Raw genomic sequence first — 18,234 nt, forward strand, 5'->3', positions numbered from 1 at the left:
TGGTCATGCGGCCGCCCGGCGCTGGCGCACGGTATCGATGATCACGGCAGCCACGATCACGCAGCCGGTGATGATGCGTTTGCTCGGCTCGCTCGCGCCGATCTGCGCCAGGCCCGCCTCCAGCACCGCGATGATGAGCACGCCGAACGCGGTGGTGATCACCGAGCCGCGTCCGCCCATCAGGCTGGTGCCGCCGATCACCACGGCGGCGATCACCTGCAGCTCCATGCCGGTGCCGGCGTTCGGGTCGGCCGCCTCCAGGCGCGCGGACTGCATCAGCCCGGCCAGTCCGGCCAGCAGGCCGGTGAGCGCGAACACGGCGATGCGCAGGGGGCGTGGGTCCACGCCGGCCAGGCGCATGGCTTCTTCATTGGTGCCGATGCCCACCAGGCAGCGGCCGAACACCGTGCGCGACAGCACCAGTTGCGCCACCACGACCAGCACGAGGGCCAGCACGAACGCCACCGAGACGCCGCCCGCCACGGGCGCGGACAGCCAGGAGATCGCATCGCCCACGTACTGCGTGCGCGAATCGGTGACCACGTAGGCGCCACCGCGCACCGCCTCCAGCATGCCCAGCGAGACGATGAACGACGGCAGGCGCCAGGCGACCGACACGGCGCCCGTCACGGTGCCGCAGATCAGGCCGGTGGCCAGCGCCAGAGCCGCAGCGGCGGGCACGCTCCATTTCCATTGCAGGATCGCGGCGGCCGAAGCCGCGGCCGACAGCGCCATCACCGAGCCCACCGACAGGTCGATGCCCGCGATGATCAGCACGAACGTCATGCCCACGGCCATCACGGCCAGCGCCGGGATCTCGTTGGCGATGGTGACGAAGGTCTCGCGGCTCCAGAAGTACTCGGACATCCACGAAAACAGCACCACCATGCCCACCAGCACGGCAGCCAGGCCCAGGTAGGTGCCCAGTTGCGTGCGCCAGACCGAGGCGGACGACGCAGGGGGCGTGGCGGATGAAGAGGAGGAAGGGGCGGCGGCCTGCGCTGCCGGTGCGGCGGGGGTGTTCATGCGGGAGAGGGTTCTTTGGCGGCCGTGCGGCCACCGGGTTCGGAAAAAGCGGCTGCGAGCAGGGATTGCTCGGTCCACTGGCCGCGCTCGAACACGGCGACCAGGCGCCCGGCGCTCATCACGCCGATGCGGTCGGCCATGGCCATCAGTTCGCGCAGGTCGGACGACACCATCAGCAGCGCGCGCCCGTCGTCCGCCATGCGGTCGAGTTCGGCATACAGGTCGGCGCGCGCGCCCACGTCCACGCCGCGCGTGGGCTCGTCCAGCAGCAGCACCCGGCCATCGCGGTGCAGCCAGCGGGCGAAGACCACCTTTTGCTGGTTGCCGCCCGACAACTGGCCCACGGGCTGCTCGGGCCCGCGGCAGCGCACGCCCAGCGTGCGGATGAAGCCCTGCACCACGGCGCTTTCGTGCGCGCGGCGCAGCCAGCCGAAGCGCGACACGGCCGACAGGTCGGACAGCGTGGCATTCACGCGGATCGGCTGCGTGAGCAGCAGGCCCTGCGACTTGCGGTCTTCGGCCACGAGCCCGATGCCGGCGGCGATCGCCTGCATCGGCGAGGCGAAGCCGCGCGGAATCCGCTGGCCGGCCAGCGGTGCATCCGGCGGAGTCCTTGAATCGTTTGCTATTGAATTTGTAGCAGTTCCCCCTAGTGCTGATTGCGCTGGAGGCCGATTTGGTTCATGGTCTTCGGACAGCACCACCGTGCCACGGTCCGCCCGGTCGGCGCCGTACAACAGGCGCAGCAGTTCGGTGCGGCCCGATCCGACCAGCCCGGCGATGCCGAACACCTCGCCGGCGCGCAGCTCCAGGCTCACGTCCTGCACCGCCGTGCCCCGGCCCAGGCCTTCGGTGCGCAGCACCACCGGGCCGGCGCGGCGGCGCGGGCGGTGTTCCAGGTCGCTCACCGCGTGGCCCACCATGCGCTGCACCAGATCGGCCTCGCTCAGGCCGGCCATCGGGCGGGCGTCCACCAGCGCGCCGTCGCGCAGCACCGCCACGCGGTCGGCGATGCGGCGCAACTCCTCCAGCCGGTGCGACACATAGACGATCGCCACGCCGCGCGCCGTGAGCCGCGCGATCTGCTCGAACAGGTAGTTGGTCTCGCGCGGCGTGAGCATGGCGGTGGGCTCGTCCAGCACCAGCACGCGCGTGTCGTCGTGCAGGTTGCGGGCGATCTCCACCATTTGCTGCTGGCCCAGCCCCAGGCGCGACACCGGCGTGGCCGGGTCGATGTCGGTCAGGCCGATCTTCGCCAGTTGCGCGCTGGCCGCCGCGTGCAGCGCGCCCCGGCGCAGCCAGCCCGCCCGGTGCGGCAGGCGGCCCATCAGCAGGTTCTCGGCGACGGTGAGCGTGGGCACCAGGCCCAGCTCCTGCATGACCATGCGCACGCCCTGGCCCTCGGCATCGCGGCGCGAGGCGGGCGCGTAGGGATGGCCGCCCAGCCGCATGCTGCCGCGCGTGGCGGGCTCCAGCCCGCACAGGATCTTGGACAGCGTGCTCTTGCCCGCGCCGTTCTCGCCGGTCAGGGCCAGCACCTCGCCCGCGTGCAGCGACAGCGTGACCGTGTGGAGCACGGTGGTGGCGTGGTAGTCCTTGCCCACGCCGATCATCTCCAGCAAGGGGGCGGACGCGGGCGCGGCGGCGGGCGGCAGAGGGGGCACGGGGTCGTTCCTCAGGTCAAAGGCGGCAGGAGCGGGCGGTCAAGCCAAGCGTCTCAACAGGCGGTCGGGCAGGCAGGCAGGCGCGGCGAGCCGGCTTACTTGCTGTCCTTGGTCACCAGCACCACGTCGGTCTTCACCTCGGCGGGCAACTGGGCCTGGGGCGTCTTGGCGGCCAGCGCCTTCTGCACCAGTTCGATGCCGAACACCGCCTGCTTGGCGGCGTACTGGTCGGCGGTGGCGAGCACGCGGCCATCGGCCAGCATCGGCTTGATCGCGTTGATGTTGTCGTAGCCCACCACCTGCACCTTGCCGGCCTTGCCGGCGGCCTTCACCGCAGCGACCGCACCCAGCGCCATGCTGTCGTTGCCGGCCAGCAGCGCCACCAGGTCGGGGTGCTCGCGCAGCATGCCGGCGGCGATCGTGTTGCCCTTTTCGATCTCCCACTGGCCCGATTGCACACCCACCACCTTGATGTTGGCGGCCTTCATCGCGTCCTGAAAGCCCAGCGTGCGCTGCTGCGCGTTGAACGTGGTCGAGACGCCTTCGATGATGCCGACCTTGTCGCCCGCCTTGATCGACTTGGCCAGGTAGTCGCCCACCAGCTTGGCGCCCGCGCGGTTGTCCGGGCCGACGAAAGGCACGGTCAGGTTCTTTTCCTTGAGCGCATCGGTGTCCAGGCGGTTGTCGATGTTCACCACCAGAATGCCCTTGTCCACCGCCGCCTTCACGGCCGGCACCAGCGCCTTGGAGTCGGCCGGTGCCAGCACGATGGCGTTGACCTTCTGCGCCACCGCCTGCTCGATCATCTTGATCTGCGCGGCCGTGTCGGTCTCGTTCTTGATGCCGTTGGCCACCAGCGTGTATTCGCTGGCATGCGCCTTCTGGTGCGCCTTGGCACCGTCTTCCATCGTGCGGAAGAACTCGTTGGCCAGCGACTTCATCACCAGCGCGATCTTGGGCTTGTCCTGTGCGAAAGCGGGCGAGGCCAGCAGACCCCCCAGCACTGCAAGGGCGGCGGCGGTCTGAACGGAACGGCGGGTGAAGAAGGGCATGGTGTTTCCTGAGAAAGGGGGTTGTCGGGCTGGATGCGCCGGTCGGCGGAACCGATGGGGCTGCGAAGGTGCCCCGATCGCCATCCGTGAAACCGTCGCGGATCGCCATGGTAGCGAAAGCAAACGTTTGCGCAAACGTTTGCGCAAACGTTTGCGCAAACGTTTGCGCAAACGTTTGCGCGTCGGGATTATCCCTGAGCCCAGGGTCGGTGTTGCCGTCCGTTCACGGGGAAATGGCGCGGTAATGGGGTGATGGGGTCACCCTTGTCCAGGGCGCAATCGGGTGGGAGGCGTGGGGGACTGCGCCGAAATGCGGCGTGCCCGAAGCGGCCGATGGGCCGGAAGGGGCGCGGCGGGGCGCGCCAGGGCAGGTGGGAGGCAGAAATCAGTGGATGCAGCTGTTACATCCACCTGCACGCAGCGCGTGCGGCAACCCCGCGCCGGAACTAAGCCTGAGCCCGCCGGGTCGGTCGGCCTCCGCGGCGAGGGCGTGGCCTGGGGTCAGATCAACCGCGCAGTTCCCGCCGCAAGATCTTGCCCACGTTGGTCTTGGGTAGCGCATCCCGAAACTCGATGTGCCGGGGCCGCTTGTAGCCCGTGAGGTGCTCGTGGCAATACCGCTCCACGTCTTCCTCCGACAGGGCCGGGTCGCTCTTCACCACGAACACCTTGATGGCTTCGCCCTGTTTTTCGTCCGGCACGCCGATCGCCGCGCATTCCAGCACGCCGGGGCACAGTGAGACCACCTGCTCCAGCTCGTTGGGGAACACGTTGAAGCCGCTCACCAAAATCATGTCCTTCTTGCGGTCGATGATGCGGGTGTAGCCGGCCTCGTCCATGATGCCGATGTCGCCCGTGCGCATGAAGCCGTCTGCCGTGAAGGCCTTGGCGTTCTCTTCGGGCTGCTGGTAGTAGCCCGTCATCACGTTGGGGCCGCGAATGCAGATTTCGCCCGATTGGCCGACGGGCAGGCTCTCGCCGGTGTCGTCCTTGATGGCGATGTCGATGCCCGGCAGCGGCAGGCCGATGGTGCCGGTGAACTGGGGGTTGTTCACCGGGTTGTTGGTGCCGATGGCGCAGGTCTCGCTCATGCCCCAGCCCTCGATCATGGTGCTGCCGGTCACCTTCTGCCACTGGCGCGCGGTGCTCTCCGACGCGGCCATGCCGCCCGCCTGCGACACGCACAGGTGCGAAAAATCGAGCGCGGTGAACTGCGGGTTGTGCAGCAGCGCATTGAACAGCGTGTTCACGGCCGGCAGCATGTGGAAGGGGCGCTTTTTCAGCACGGCGACGAACTTCGGAATGTCGCGCGGGTTCGGGATCAGCGTGAGGTGCGAGCCCTGGCGGATCGCCAGCAGGCACAGCGTGAGCGCGAAGATGTGATACAGCGGCAGCGCGGCGATGCTGTTGGCCTTTCGCACGTCCCCCACCTTGGACAGCGCCGGGGTGAACCAGGCTTCGGCCTGCAGCGTGGCGGCCACGATGTTGCGGTGCGTGAGCACGGCGCCCTTCGACAGCCCCGTGGTGCCGCCCGTGTATTGCAGGAAAGCGGTGGAATCCAGCGTGGCGTTGCTGGGGGCGAGCGTGCGCTGCGCCCCCGAAGCCAGGGCCTTGTTGAACGGCACCACCTGGCGGCCATGGGTCAGCGGGATCTCGTAGGCCGGCACCATCTTGGCCAGGTGGCGCACGGCGAAGGTGATCCAGCGCCCGAACGCCGCGCCCAGCAGATCGCCCATGCTGGCGACGCACACGTGCCGCACCTCGGTGCGGTCGATCACCTCGGACAGCGTGTGCGCGAAGTTCTCCAGGATCACGATGGCCGTGGCGCCCGAATCCTTGAGCTGGTGCTCCAGTTCGCGCGCGGTGTAGAGCGGGTTCACGTTCACGCAGGTGTAGCCGGCGCGCAGCACGCCCGCCATGGTCACGCCGAACTGCGGCACGTTCGGCAGCATGATGGCCACGCGCGCGCCGGGCTCCAGGCCCTGGCCCTTGCCCTGCAGCCATGCGCCCATCTGGGCGGAGAGGCGATCGAGCTCGCCGTAGGTCATCCAGCGGTCCATGCACACCGAGAACGGGTGGTCGGCATGCTTGCGAAACGACTCCTCCAGCAGGTGCGGCAGCGAGCGGTATTGCTCGGGCTCCACGCTGTGCGGCACCCCGGGGGGGTAGTTTTTCAGCCAGATCCGTTCCATGCGCTCTTCCTTTCGGTGCGGGGGGCAATGTGGGCACGATTGTGGAAGCGCCCGGCGCCCTGTCCAGGGGGCTTGTCCTAGGCCCGTCCCGCAAGTGACATGATGCGCACTGCTTGTTTTCAGGGAGGTGCCTGTCTTGACCAATGCGCGATGGCAACGCTGGATGGTGCTGTGCAATCTGCTGCTGACCGCTGGCTGGCTGGTGTGGCAATGGCCCGCCTCGCCCGTGCGGGCGCTTTTGGGGCTGGCGGCGGCGATGCTGCTGCTGCGCCTGTTCATGGGGCTGCAGTTCGTTGCCATGGCACGGGTGAACGGGTGCGCTCACCGTGCCGACCTGGGTGGCGGGCTGCCTGCGCCATCGCTGGGGCAGCTGCTGCGCGCCTGGTCGGCCGAGGCCCGCTGGGCCGGCGTGGTGTTCGGCTGGTGGCAGCCCTTTCGCCACAACGCCCTTCCCGATTGGCTGCCCGCGGCGTCGGCGGACGGGCCGGCCCCGGCACGCGGCGTGGTGCTGGTGCACGGCTTTCTCTGCAATCGCGGGTTCTGGACGCCGTGGATGAAGGTGCTGCGCAGCCGGGGGCACCCGTTCGTCGCGGTCACGCTGGAGCCGGCGTTCGGCAGCATCGACGACTATGTGGACACGCTGGACGAAGCCGTGCGCCGCGTCACCGCCGCCACGGGCCGGCCCCCGGTCGTGGTCGGCCACAGCATGGGTGGACTGGCCGTGCGGGCGTGGATGCGGGCGCGGCCGGCCGATGCGCGCGTGCACCGCGTGATCACGCTGGGCTCTCCGCACCACGGCGCCTGGGCTGCGCGGTACAGCCGGTCGGCCAATGGCCGGCAGATGGTGCGCGGGGGCGAGTGGCTGCGGCAGCTCGCACACGATGAGCCGGCCGGGCGGCGGGCCTTGTTCACCTGCTTTTATTCCAACTGCGACAACGCGGTGTACCCCACCGCCACCGCCATGCTGGACGGGGCGGACAACCGCTTCGTGCCAGGGCTGGCGCACGTGCACATGGCTTTTCACCCGCCGGTGGTGCGGGCCTGCCTGGACATCATCGCGGCGCCTTAGCATTGCCGTGCTGCCGCCCCGGGGCAGCCGCAGTTGCCATGGCTGCCGATGGGGTGGGATGGAGATGGCGTGGCGACCGGCCCTGCGATGCGGCAGGGGCCGCTTCAGCGCTGGCGGCGAAGCGGTGGGGGCATCGCTGCGGCTTTTGCTTCGGCGGGGTCGGCGGCCTCGGCGTTCGCCGCCGCGTCGGCTGGTGCATCGGACGCGGTTTCGGGCGGCAGGGTCTGCGGCGCGAAACGTCCCAGCGTGTGGTTCAGGAATGTCTGCATCGATTGGCCGGCTGCCACCAGCGACTGGCCGGCGCTGGCCAGCTCTTCGCGCAGTTCCGGCGACAACCGTGCTTTGGTCTCCACGATCTTTCCCAGGGCGCCAGCCAGCGCATGCAGGGCGGGTGCGACCTGGGTGGCCAGGCGCTGCACCTTGGCGAGCACCGCCTGTGCCTGCACGGCCGTGGTGATCTGCACGGTGTTGGCGCTCTCCAGGCCGATGGCCACCGCGGCCTGGGCCACGTTCTGGAAGACCGCCGAAGCCGCCTGCAGCTTGGCCGGCAGGACCGAATACCGCGTTTCCATGGGCGCCTGGGACGAGGCCGCGCTGCCGCTCGTGCTGCCACTGCTCTGCTTGAAGGACGGCCTTTGCGGCAGCACCGAAGGGCGGGGCCCCTGCGGGCGCTGGCTCGGCAGGCCGGGGCGCTGCTGCTGCGGTGGCAGCACCGACACGCGCGGCGGCCGTTGCGCGGCGTCTTCCGGCCGTGAGGGGTCTTGCGACGCCGGGGCCGGGGGCAGCACAGAGCCGCCGAAGGCCCCTTGCAGCACCGGGGCGTAGGGCGACTGGAACGCGTTCATCGCCGAATGGCGCTGGTAGGCCTGCGGCGGAAAAAAGCTCTGCTGCTGCGGCGACTGGAATTGCAGCGGCAGCTTCGAATGGCGTTGGTAGGTGGTGGGCGGCGCGGTGCCGGGCCGCTGGGGCGACTGGAACTGCGGCGCCAGCAGCGAATGCCGCACCACGCTGAGCGAGGTGCGCGGCGCCATCGACGGAGCGGCGGACAGGCGCCGCGCCAGTTCGGGCAGCGTCTGCTCGGTGGACGGGGGCTGGCGCCGGCGCCGCACGGGCGTGACGGGCGTCATCAACCCCGGCGTGGCGTCGACGACGATGCCCGCTGCGGGGCGCAGCTGTGCCTGAATGCCTGAAATGCGCGACATGAATGGATTCCTCAAAGAAATCCGCCGCCAATGTGCCTCGCTCCGGGCGCCAGCTTGACCTTGCGGCGGATGACGGAGTCGATCATCCGCACGCGCCCGGGCCGCCACGCGCCGGGCGCGAAGCCATGCCGCCGCGTGCGAAGCGGTGGCCTTTCGTGCCTCGCCGCATGCGAAGCGGCGGCCGGCCGTGACCGGTCTGTCTATCTCGGTCGGTCTATCTGTCTGTCTGTCAGGCCGGAACGGCCTCGCGCTCGTCGGCCGCGAACTCAGGCTGGCCCTTCAGGCGCTCGTAGATCGGGGCGAAGTCGGCCGCCGTCATGTCGAACAACTGCTGGAAGCTGTCGATGACGAAGTAGGTCCGCTGGTACGTGTCGATCTTGTAGCGGGTGCGCATGGTGCGCTCCAGTTGCAGCGGGATGCGCTGCGGCTCGGGGCTGCGCACCGAATGCGCCAGCTCGCCCGAAGAGCTGAGGATGCCGGCGCCGTAGGCACGCAGTCCGTCGTCCTGGCGGATGAGTCCGAACTCGATCGTGTACCAGTACAGGCGCGACAGCAGTTCGCAGGCGCCCAGGTCGTGGGCCTTCAGGCCGCCCTGGCCGTAGCGCTGCACATAGTCGGCGAACACCGGGTTGAACAGCAGCGGCACATGCCCGAACAGGTCGTGAAAGATGTCGGGCTCGACGATGTAGTCGAACTCCTGCGGCGTGCGGATCCAGTCGGTCACCGGAAACTTGCGATTGGCCAGCAGCGTGAAGAAGGGCACCTCGGGGATGAGCCCCGGCACGCCCACCAGCTCCCAGCGCGTCGCCTTGTACAGGCGCTCGTTCACTTCCTCGAAGCGCGGGATTCGATCGCTGGCGCCCAGCGAGGGCAGGGCCTTGATGAACGCATCGCTCGCCAGTCCGGGCAGCAGGGCCGACTGGCGTTCGTACAGGCGCCGGTACGTGTCGTGGTCGGCCGCGGTGTAGGCCGCGTAATCCTGCGCACAGGTGTAGTCGGCGTTGGCGCGGGCGTAATCGCCACGGGGGGGACGGTCGGATTGACCGTAGACGACGGGGGGCTGTCCCATTTGCTTGGCTCCTTGGGTTTTATCCATTGCCGCAGCCCGGGCCGTCATGCCCCGGCCGCGGCTAATCCATCTTGATCTTTGCGGCCTTGATCAGAAAACCGTACTTGCTGTGCTCCGAACGCACGAACTGGCCGAAGCTCTCGAGCGTCACGTCCTCGGGCTCCAGGCCCATCTTCTTGAAGCGCTCCAGGCTGGCGGGCGACTTCATGCCCGCAGTGAACGCCATGGCGTAGCGGCGGGCATCGGCGTCGGGCAGGGCGTCGGGTGCGAACAGGCCGAACCACGTCACCACGTTGAATCCCTGCACTTCGTCGTTGATGCTGCGCACATCGGGCAGGTCGTCGTCCCGGCCCAGCGAGGTCACGCCCAGCGCCTTCAGCTTGCCGGCCTTGATGAGCGGCAGCGACGAGGCCAGGTTGTCGAACACCAGGCTCACTTCCTGCGCCTGCAAGGCCTTCAGCGCCGGGGCCGAGCCCTGGAACGGCATGTGCGCCATCCGCGTGTTGGTCAGCGACTTGAACATCTCGCCCGCGATGTGGCCGATGCTGCCGTTGCCGCCCGAGCCGTACTTGAGCTGGTCCGGGTGCTTCTTGAGGTACTGGACCAGTTCCGTCGTGCTGTTGATGCCCAAGGCCTTGGCCTGCTCGGCGCTCATGACGAGCACGTTGGGCGTGCGCGCCACGAGGGCGATCGGCTTGAAGTCCTTGATCGGGTCGTATGGAAAGCTCTTGTACAGCCAGGGGTTCACCGCGTGCGTGGCCACCGCGCCCATCACCAGCAGGTTGCCGCCGGCCGGCGCCTTGGCCACCAGGTCGGCGCCGACGTTGCCGCCCGCGCCCGGCTTGTTCTCGACCGTCACGTTGCCCAGCGCCGCCTTGGCGCCATCGGCAACGATGTGGGCCGACGCATCGGCGGGCCCGCCCGCAGGGGAGGGAACGACGATTTTCAACGGCGCCGAAGGGGTTTGCGCCTGCGCGGCCACTGCGGCCACGCACAGCAATGCTCCCGCCAGGCAGGTTTTCGCACGCAGTAACTTCACGGTATCTCCTGCGGCTCTAAGACGTGCCGCAGTGTAGAGATACGTCGCCGTGCAGGAGCATTCGGTTGCAAACCTTTCACTCGGATTTCAAAACGCCGCGGCGCATCTGGTCGAGTTCGATGCTTTCGAACAGCGCCTTGAAGTTGCCGTTGCCGAAACCATCGTCGCCCTTGCGCTGGATGAACTCGAAAAAGATCGGGCCCAGCTGGTTCTCGCTGAAGATCTGCAGCAGCAATGCGTCCTTCTTGCCGTCCACGAGGATCTTGCGCTTGTGCAGCTCGGCCAGCGGCTCGCCGTGGCCGGGAATGCGCTTGTCCACCAGTTCGTAATACGTGTCGATGGTGTCCAGCAGGCGCACGCCGGCGCCGCGCAGCGCATCCACCGTGGCGTACAGGTCGTCCGATCCCATGGCGATGTGCTGAATGCCTTCGCCGTTGTACATGTCCAGGTACTCCTGGATCTGGCCGGCCTTTTCCTTGCCCTCTTCGTTGATCGGGATGCGGATATTTCCGCACGGGCTGGTCATGGCCTTGCTCTTGACGCCGGTGACCTGGCCTTCGATGTCGAAGTACCTGATCTCGCGAAAGCCGAACAGGCGCTCGTAGAACTCGGCCCATTCGTTCATGCGGCCCCGGTGCACGTTGTGCGTCAGGTGGTCGATGTAGGTCAGGCCATGGCCGTAGGGGTTCAGCGCCTCTTCGGCCGACACGCCGGGCAGCGGTTCGAAGTCCACATCGAAGAAGCCGATGTTGCCGATGTCGCCGGGCTGCGCGCCGCCCTTGCCGCGCCAGCGGTCCACCAGATAGATCAGGCTGTCGCCGATGCCCTTGATGGCGGGAATGTTCAGCTCGCCCGGGCCGGCGGTGCCGGCGTAGCCCCAGGCGCCCAGGCCGAGTGCGCGCTCGTAGGCGGCCTTGGCGTCTTGCACGCGGAACGCGATGGCGCAGACGCTGGGGCCGTGCATGCGCGCAAAGCGCTGCGCGAAGCTGTCCGGCTCGGCGTTGATGATGAAATTGATCTCGCCCTGGCGGTACAGGGTGACGTTCTTGTGGCGGTGGCGCGCCACGGGCTTGAAGCCCATGCCTTCGAACACCTGGCCCATGGCCTGCGGGTCGGGTGCGGCGTATTCGATGAATTCGAAACCGTCGGTGCCCATGGGGTTCTCCCAGGCGGCGGTGTCTTGCGTGGCTTGCTGCGGCAAGGCTGCGTTCATGGCGTCTCCATTCGTGGATGAATATCTGCCATCCACTTTAGGCCGTAGAGACTCAGCATTCAGGCGAAATCATGACCTCGATCAGTGCGTTTTGCAGGAAAACTGCGTCAAGTGCGCCAATGCCGCAGTTCGAGAGGCTCGATCACGGTGCAGCGGCGCCTGACTGCGCCCGAAGCGCCAGCGCCGCATTCAGGCGCAACTGCTCCTGCGGGGTGAAGAGTTCGTCCCGCAACTGCGCCAGCCGGCCTTGCGCCGCCGCCGAGCCGATCGCCGCCTGGTACTGGCCGAGGCGAAGCTGCCACTGCTGCTCCTGCCCGTCGAGTTGGGCCAGCCGCTCGGCCGCCTGCGCGCCGGCCTGCGCGCCCCTGCGCTGGCTGCGGTGCCGGGCGCGCTCAGGATCGAAAAGGCCTCTGCCTCTGCCTCTGCCTCTGCCTCTGCCTCCGGCGTCGGGCCGCTGCCGGTCCACCAGAGCAGCGCAGCGGTGGTGGCGAGTGCGCCCACCGCCAGCACCGCACGCCTGGCGTGTTTCACAGGCCCGCTTTCTTGAGGCGGCTGGCCTGATCGAGATACAGCGTGACCGGGTCCACGGACAGCCAGTCGCGCAGGCCCAGCAGCTGATTCACTTCGTCCAGGTGGTTCTGGCGGTAATCGCCCAGGTGCTTGCCCAGGCGCGCCGAGCAGGCGGACACCAGGCCGTCGTTGGCTTCGTTGAACACCAGCCCGGTCGTGGCCAGCAGCGCATCGCTGGCGTCCAGCACGTTGGTCACCGTGCGGACGCCGGTCCAGGAGTAGTAGCGCACGCCGTTGACCAGATCGGCCCCGTCGCCACAGCCACTGGCGGGAATGCCTGCGCCGAAGCGCTGGTTGAACCGGGCGGCGCCCTCCGTGGTGAGCGAATCCAGCGCCGCCGTGGGCATCTGCGGCAGGCCGCTGCCGCCCGAGGACAGGTTGATGAGCGCGACCAGCGCCGAGGCCGCCTGGCTCGCCACCGCTTCGCTGACGCTCCCACCGAAGTGACCGAAGCCACCCACTGCGGCGCCACGCCCGCCACTTAGCGTGCCGTCGGGCCGCCGTGCGACTGGTCGATCAGATTCACCTTCTCGGCCCCCGTGAGCGCCCGGATGGTCTTCACCTGGGCCAGCGACTGTTCGCCCCGCACCTCGGTGCTGTTGGCCGCCGACACCTGCGCCACGAACACCCTGGCGCCATCGCGCTGCAGCGCCTGCGGAATGCGGTAGAAGTAGTCCACCCCCAGCGCCGAGTCGAACCCGAACAGGCCATGCACGAGGACGATGGGGTAGCGGGTCTGCGCAGGGCCGGACTGGGCGCTGGCCCCCTGAAGCCCCTGCAAGGCAAAGGCCGCGAGAACGAAAGCGAGGCCGCGCAGCAGGCGGCCGAAGGCAACGTGCATGCTTTGTCTCCGGTGGTGTGAAAACACTCTCTTATAAAAAAGAACGACCGTTCTTTTTTGGAGATTCTGCGACGTTACGCCGCGCTCCACATCGGGACATACCTGCAGTGCCGCCGCGTGAATCCGCACCCTCGGCCGGCCATGCCCTCCGTAGAATCCTGCGGCATGACCGCTGACCACGCACTCGACAAGCTCGACCGCGCCATATTGCGCTGTTTACAGGTGAACGGGCGCGAAACCTACGACGAAATCGGCGAGCGGGTGGGCTTGTCGCCCAGTGCCGTGCTGCGCCGCGCCAAGCGCCTGGAAGACAGCGGCGTGATCGACCGCTACGTGGCGCTGGTCCGGCCCGAGTCGGTGGGCCTGGGCCTCACCGCCTACCTGAACGTGCGGCTCGAAAAACACACCGAGAGCCACAAGCGCAACCCCATGGACCTGTTCCGCGCCAGCGTGCAGACCTGGCCCGAAGTGGTGGAATGCGCCGCGCTCACGGGCGAGATGGACTACCTGCTGCGGGTCGTGGTGGCCGACATGGCGCACTACAGCCGTTTCATCATGGACACGCTGCTCAAGCACCCCAGCGTGCAGGACTGCAAGACCAGCTTCGTGCTGGACCGGGTCAAGGCCACCACGGCGGTGCCGGTGTAGCGCTCCGGCACAGCGCGGTGTCGCAAGAGGTTGCTATGAAAATAATAGCTAACTGCCATAGTGGAATATGTGCTGGAGCCTTCTGGGGCTCATATCTCCCTGCCAGCCTTGCTGCATTGCAACAAATTGTTGGCCAAATCTAAGGGAAAACCCTAAAATCGGCCCACCATGAACCCCACCCAAGACTGGCTCCGAGCGCCCACCCCTGCAGGCAGCACGCTGCCGAACAGCGCAGTGCCCCGTCCTCCGCGCCGGCCCGGGGGTTCGCCGGTCATGGTGCCCATCCGCTCGCTCGGGCCCGGCCACCGCGAGCGCATCGCCGCCCACCTGCTGCGGCTGGAGCCGGCGGACCGCTACCTGCGCTTCGGCTACGCCGCCAGCGACGAACAGGTGCAGCGCTACGTGGACCAACTGGATTTCGTGCGCGATGAAATCTTCGGCATCTACAACCGCCGCCTGGAACTGATCGCCGTGGCGCACCTGGCCTACGCCGACTCGCCCGAACACAAAAGCTGCGCCGAATTCGGCGTGTCCGTGCTGGGCCAGGCGCGGGGCCGCGGCTTCGGCGCGCGGCTGTTCGAGCGGGCCGTGATGCATGCGCGCAACCAGGGGGTGAGCATGGTGTTCATCCATGCGCTGAGCGAGAACACCGCCATGCTCAAGATCGCCCGCAACGCCGGCGCCACGGTGCGCCGCGACGGCTCCGAATCCGAGGCCTACCTGCAGCTGCCGCGCGCGGGCCTGGACACCCGCATGGCGCAGATGGTGGTGCATCAGTTCGCCGAGATGGATTACCGCTTCAAGAAGCAGGCCCGGCAGTTCTGGCGGCTCCTGTCCGGGCTGCAGGAGGTGCGGCGCGGCGTGCGCGAAGGGCGCCACCAGTCGGCCGAATGAACGCCCCGGGGGCGCTGCAGCGCCCCCGGGGCATGGCTTCCGCTATCCTTGGGGCCTGATCAACCACCGCACGTCCTGCATTCCAAGACCGTGTCCGACCCCCATTCCGCGCGCTCGTCCGACCGAGAGGACAAGCGCACGTTCCTGCAGCGGCTCGTCGAATTCATCCACCCCGGACCGGATTCGACCGACGAGCTGATCGCCACCCTGGCGGAAGCCGAAGACAACCAGATCATCAATGCCGACGCCCGCGTCATGCTCGAGCGTGTGCTGCGCATGGCCGAGATGACGGCCAGCGACGTGATGGTGGCCGCCCCGCGCATGGACCTGATCGACATCGAGGCGCCGTTCGACGCCCTGCTGCACCAGGTGATCGACACCGCGCATTCGCGGTTTCCGGTCTACCACGGCGAGCGCGAGAACATCATCGGCATCCTGATGGCCAAGGACCTGCTCAAGCTGCAGCGCGCGCCCGAGCTGAACATCCGCGCGCTGCTGCGCCCGGCCGCCTTCGTGCCCGAGAGCAAGGGCCTGAACGACCTGCTGCGCGAGTTCCGCGTGAACCGCATCCACATGGCGGTGGTGATCGACGAGTTCGGCCGCGTGGCCGGGCTGGTCACCATCGAGGACGTGCTGGAGCAGATCGTGGGCGAGATCGAGGACGAGTTCGACATTCCCGAGGACGAAGGCGACATCTTCGGCCTGGCCGACCGCACCTACCGAGTGAGCGGCGACACCCCCGTCGAGCGGGTGGCCGAGGCGTTCAACGCGGTGCTGGAAGGCTCGGATCGGCAGGAAGCCTTCGACACCATCGGCGGGCTCATCACGCACGAGATGGGCCGTGCGCCCAAGCGCGGCGAGACGCTCGACCTGGGCGGCCTGCGGTTCGTGGTGCTGCACACCAAGGGCGGCGCGGTGCGCTGGTTCAAGGTGTCGCCGGTGCCCGCCGAAGACGCAGCACGGACTTCGGAGTGACGCGCGCCGCCGGTGCGCGCCGGGGCCCGGCCGGGCCTGCGGTGCTGGCAGGGGGCGCCGCGCTGCTGGCGGGGCTGGCCCAGGCGGCCTCCATCGCCTGGCCCTGGAGCGGCGAACCGGTCTGGTGGCTGCAGCTCCTGTCGCTGGGCGTCTTCGCCCGGCTGCTGCTGGCCAGCCGCAGCGCCCGGCAGGGAGCGCTGCTGGGCTGGGTGTTCGCCACGGCGTGGCTCACGGGCACTTTCTGGTGGCTTTTCATTTCCATGCACACCTATGGCGGTCTGGCCGCGCCGCTGGCCGCGCTGGCGGTGCTGGGGCTGGCGGCCTTCCTGGGCAGCTACTACGCGGTGGCTTCAGGGTGTTTGAGGGCTCTGGCGCAATCAAGCCGCTGGCAGGTTGCTATCATTTTCGGAGCGTTCTGGCTCCTGGCCGAATTGGCGCGCGGCCAGTGGTGGACCGGTTTCCCGTGGGGCGCCGGCGGCTACGCGCATGTCGAAGGCCCGCTGGCCGTGCTGGCCCGGTCGATCGGGGTGTACGGCATCGGCTTCATCGCCGCCGCGCTGGCCATGCTGGTGGCGCAGGCACGGCGCAGCGACCTTCGCAGCCTGCGGGCCTGGGGCCTGCTGGGGCTGGCCGTGGCCGCGTGGGCCGGGCTGGCCTTGCAGCGCCACTGCGCCGTCGAGCTGTGCCACACCCCCATGCGCCGCCCGGCGCCGCTGTCGATCGCGCTGCTGCAGGGCAACATTCCCCAGGACGAGAAATTCCAGGCCGGCAGCGGCGTGCCGACCGCGCTTCGCTGGTATGCCGAGCAGCTGCGCAGCGCCCAGGCGTTGCTGGTGGTGGCGCCCGAGACGGCCATTCCCTTGCTGCCGCAGCAGCTGATCCCCGGCTACCTCGACTCGATCACCGCGCGCTACACGCGGGCACCGCAGGCGACGAATGCGGCCGAGGTCGGCACGGGCGCGACAGGCGGCACGGGCGCCACGGACGTGACGGGCGAGACGGGCGGTATCGGCGCCAGCGATCAACGGCCGCAGGCGGTCCTGCTGGGCATTCCGCTGGGCGACATGGCGCTGGGCTACACCAATTCGGTGATGGGATTCGCACCCGGACAGGCCGCACCGTACCAGTACGACAAGCACCACCTGGTGCCTTTCGGCGAGTTCATTCCGCCGTTTTTCCGCTGGTTCACGGCCATGATGAACATCCCGCTGGGGGACTTCAACCGCGGTGCGGTGGGGCAGGCGCCGTTCGTGTGGGCGGGCGAGCGCATCGCGCCCAACATCTGCTATGAGGATCTGTTCGGCGAAGAACTCGGGGCCCGCTTTGCCGACCCGGCCCAGGCGCCCACGATCTTCGTGAACCTGAGCAACATCGGCTGGTTCGGCGATTCGGTGGCCATCGACCAGCATCTGGCCATCAGCCGCATGCGCGCGCTGGAGTTCGAGCGCCCGATGGTGCGGGCCACCAACACCGGGGCCACGGCCATCATCGACCACCGGGGCGTGGTCACCCAGCGCCTGCCGTCGCACGTGCGCGGCGTGCTGGCGGGCGATGTGCTGGGGCGCAGCGGCGACGTCACGCCCTACGCCTGGTGGGTGTCGCGCTGGGGCCTGTGGCCGCTGTGGGCGCTCGGCGCCCTGGTGGCGGGCCTGGCGTGGCTGCGGCCTGGCCGCGCGGCCAGGCCGCGGGGCTGACGGTTCGCCCGGGGCGCGGCCGCTGCCATTGCTGCAGTCGATGCAGTGGCCGACCGCAGCGGCCTGCGCCGCATTCAAAGCCCTGCCGCCTCGAACGGCGGCCGCGTCATCGTCTGCACGAGCAGGCCCGACAACAGCGCCAGCATGCCCGCGGCGTGGCGATCCGGTGGCCGGTTGGCCGCGTGGTAGGCATGCAGGGCGATGGGCGGCAGGTCGCGCAGCGGCACCGCCGTGATGGCCGACGGGTCGAGGTTGCGGGCCGTCAGAAAGTCGATCACCGTCCACCCCATGCCGCGCTTGACCAGCGCCAGCGCGAGCTGCGAGGTCTGCATCTGGATGCCCAGTTCGGTGTGCACGCCCAGGTGCTGCGCCAGTTCGGCCATGGGCTGGCGCATCGGTTCGTCGCCCAGCAGCTGGATCATGGGCGTGTTGGCCAGGAAGGTGATCGGGTCCGACCGGTTCACCCGCACGGCCCGCAGCCAGATGTCCCGCGACACCGCGATGTAAAGCGGCCCGCTCACCAAAATGCTGCTCTGCAGCTGCGGATGCGGGTGGTCGTAAAAGCCCAGTGCGAAGTCCACCGACCGCGTCAGCAGCGCCTGGGCCATCTGGTCCTGGTGCAATGTGCGCACCTCCACGCGCACGCGCGGCGACTGCCGGGCGTGGTGTTCCAGCACTGAGGGAAGGAATTCGTGCGTGACCGCCGGGATCGCCGCCAGCCGCACCAGCCCGCCCTCGGGCTGGCGCAGGTTGTGCGCGGTGCGGCGCAGTTCGTCGAGCTGCCTGTGGATCTGGCTGGACGCGGTGAACAGCGCCTGCGCCTCCGGCGTGGGCACCAGCGCCCCGCGCGCCCGGCTGAACAGCGCATAGCCCAGTTGCAGCTCCGCGTGCGCGATGGTCTTGCTCACGGCCGACGGGGTGATATTGATCAGCCGGGCAGCCGCGCTCATGTTGCCGGTCTGCATGACGGCCTGGAAGACTTCGAGTTGGCGGAGATTCATCGCAAGGAGGGGAAGGGAAAACGAGGATATGACCGCAAGTCACACCCTGGCGGCGATTATTCCCCACGGCCCGCCACGCTGCTTC

General features: G+C 68.6%; 15 protein-coding genes and 1 pseudogene. 5 read left to right on the forward strand and 11 right to left on the reverse strand.

Annotated features, from left to right (window positions below):
* Nucleotides 1–3: 3 nt before the first annotated feature.
* The 4 genes from AVHM3334_RS06765 to AVHM3334_RS06780 all read right to left on the reverse strand — a co-directional run bounded on the left by AVHM3334_RS06765 (nt 4) and on the right by AVHM3334_RS06780 (nt 5,934).
* The gene (locus AVHM3334_RS06765) at nt 4–1,026 is read right to left on the reverse strand and encodes an ABC transporter permease (RefSeq protein ID WP_284410765.1); all 1,023 of its coding nucleotides are present in this window, start codon (nt 1,024–1,026) and stop codon (nt 4–6) included.
* Entirely contained in the window at nt 1,023–2,639 is a 1,617-nt protein-coding gene (locus tag AVHM3334_RS06770; protein ID WP_284410934.1) for a sugar ABC transporter ATP-binding protein, read from the reverse strand. Before AVHM3334_RS06770 ends, AVHM3334_RS06765 begins: the two co-directional genes overlap by 4 nt.
* A 146-nt stretch (nt 2,640–2,785) precedes the next feature.
* Nucleotides 2,786–3,742: a sugar ABC transporter substrate-binding protein gene (locus AVHM3334_RS06775; RefSeq protein WP_284410767.1), complete on the reverse strand. Its 957-nt coding sequence runs from the start codon at nt 3,740–3,742 to the stop codon at nt 2,786–2,788.
* A gap of 506 nt (nt 3,743–4,248) precedes the next feature.
* Complete coding sequence (locus tag AVHM3334_RS06780) at nt 4,249–5,934, reverse strand: AMP-binding protein (RefSeq protein WP_284410769.1); 1,686 nt, start codon at nt 5,932–5,934, stop codon at nt 4,249–4,251.
* 136 nt (nt 5,935–6,070) lie between these two features.
* Here AVHM3334_RS06780 and AVHM3334_RS06785 point away from each other — a divergent pair, with 136 nt between their 5' ends.
* The gene (locus AVHM3334_RS06785; protein ID WP_284410771.1) at nt 6,071–7,003 is read left to right on the forward strand and encodes an esterase/lipase family protein; all 933 of its coding nucleotides are present in this window, start codon (nt 6,071–6,073) and stop codon (nt 7,001–7,003) included.
* A gap of 104 nt (nt 7,004–7,107) precedes the next feature.
* Here AVHM3334_RS06785 and AVHM3334_RS06790 read toward each other — a convergent pair whose 3' ends face one another.
* The 6 genes and pseudogenes from AVHM3334_RS06790 to AVHM3334_RS06815 form a co-directional block, all read right to left on the reverse strand.
* Nucleotides 7,108–8,205 (reverse strand): polyadenylate binding domain-containing protein, encoded by a 1,098-nt coding sequence (locus AVHM3334_RS06790; RefSeq protein ID WP_284410773.1) that lies wholly within the window; start codon nt 8,203–8,205, stop codon nt 7,108–7,110.
* Nucleotides 8,206–8,434: 229 nt separating this feature from the next.
* A complete protein-coding gene (gene phhA / locus AVHM3334_RS06795; protein ID WP_284410775.1) occupies nt 8,435–9,274 on the reverse strand; it encodes a phenylalanine 4-monooxygenase in 840 nt (279 codons plus the stop codon).
* A 61-nt stretch (nt 9,275–9,335) separates the two neighbouring features.
* On the reverse strand, nt 9,336–10,304 hold the full coding sequence (locus tag AVHM3334_RS06800) for a Bug family tripartite tricarboxylate transporter substrate binding protein (RefSeq protein WP_502869875.1): 969 nt from the start codon (nt 10,302–10,304) through the stop codon (nt 9,336–9,338).
* 85 nt (nt 10,305–10,389) lie between these two features.
* The gene (gene hppD / locus AVHM3334_RS06805; RefSeq protein WP_284410779.1) at nt 10,390–11,526 is read right to left on the reverse strand and encodes a 4-hydroxyphenylpyruvate dioxygenase; all 1,137 of its coding nucleotides are present in this window, start codon (nt 11,524–11,526) and stop codon (nt 10,390–10,392) included.
* 142 nt (nt 11,527–11,668) lie between these two features.
* A complete protein-coding gene (locus AVHM3334_RS06810; RefSeq protein WP_284410780.1) occupies nt 11,669–11,992 on the reverse strand; it encodes a lipase secretion chaperone in 324 nt (107 codons plus the stop codon).
* Between the two features lie 61 nt (nt 11,993–12,053).
* Nucleotides 12,054–12,937: pseudogene (locus AVHM3334_RS06815) on the reverse strand (esterase/lipase family protein).
* 165 nt (nt 12,938–13,102) lie between these two features.
* Between AVHM3334_RS06815 and AVHM3334_RS06820 the strand changes: the two are divergent.
* The 4 genes from AVHM3334_RS06820 (at nt 13,103) to lnt (ending at nt 17,148) form a co-directional block, all read left to right on the forward strand.
* Nucleotides 13,103–13,585, forward strand: coding sequence for an Lrp/AsnC family transcriptional regulator (locus AVHM3334_RS06820; RefSeq protein ID WP_092745358.1), 483 nt, complete (start codon nt 13,103–13,105; stop codon nt 13,583–13,585).
* Nucleotides 13,586–13,753: 168 nt separating this feature from the next.
* A complete protein-coding gene (locus tag AVHM3334_RS06825) occupies nt 13,754–14,479 on the forward strand; it encodes a GNAT family N-acetyltransferase (protein WP_284410782.1) in 726 nt (241 codons plus the stop codon).
* Between the two features lie 90 nt (nt 14,480–14,569).
* Complete coding sequence (locus AVHM3334_RS06830; protein ID WP_284410784.1) at nt 14,570–15,454, forward strand: CorC family transporter; 885 nt, start codon at nt 14,570–14,572, stop codon at nt 15,452–15,454.
* Nucleotides 15,451–17,148 carry an apolipoprotein N-acyltransferase gene (lnt, locus tag AVHM3334_RS06835; protein ID WP_502869871.1) on the forward strand — a complete coding sequence of 566 codons (1,698 nt, stop codon included), beginning with the start codon at nt 15,451–15,453 and terminating at the stop codon, nt 17,146–17,148. Before AVHM3334_RS06830 ends, lnt begins: the two co-directional genes overlap by 4 nt.
* Before the next feature lie 74 nt (nt 17,149–17,222).
* Here lnt and AVHM3334_RS06840 read toward each other — a convergent pair whose 3' ends face one another.
* Nucleotides 17,223–18,149 (reverse strand): LysR family transcriptional regulator, encoded by a 927-nt coding sequence (locus tag AVHM3334_RS06840; protein WP_284410786.1) that lies wholly within the window; start codon nt 18,147–18,149, stop codon nt 17,223–17,225.
* Nucleotides 18,150–18,234: the final 85 nt, after the last annotated feature.

The organism is Acidovorax sp. SUPP3334, from assembly GCF_030159055.1.
Taxonomy (GTDB): Bacteria; Pseudomonadota; Gammaproteobacteria; order Burkholderiales; family Burkholderiaceae_C; genus Paracidovorax.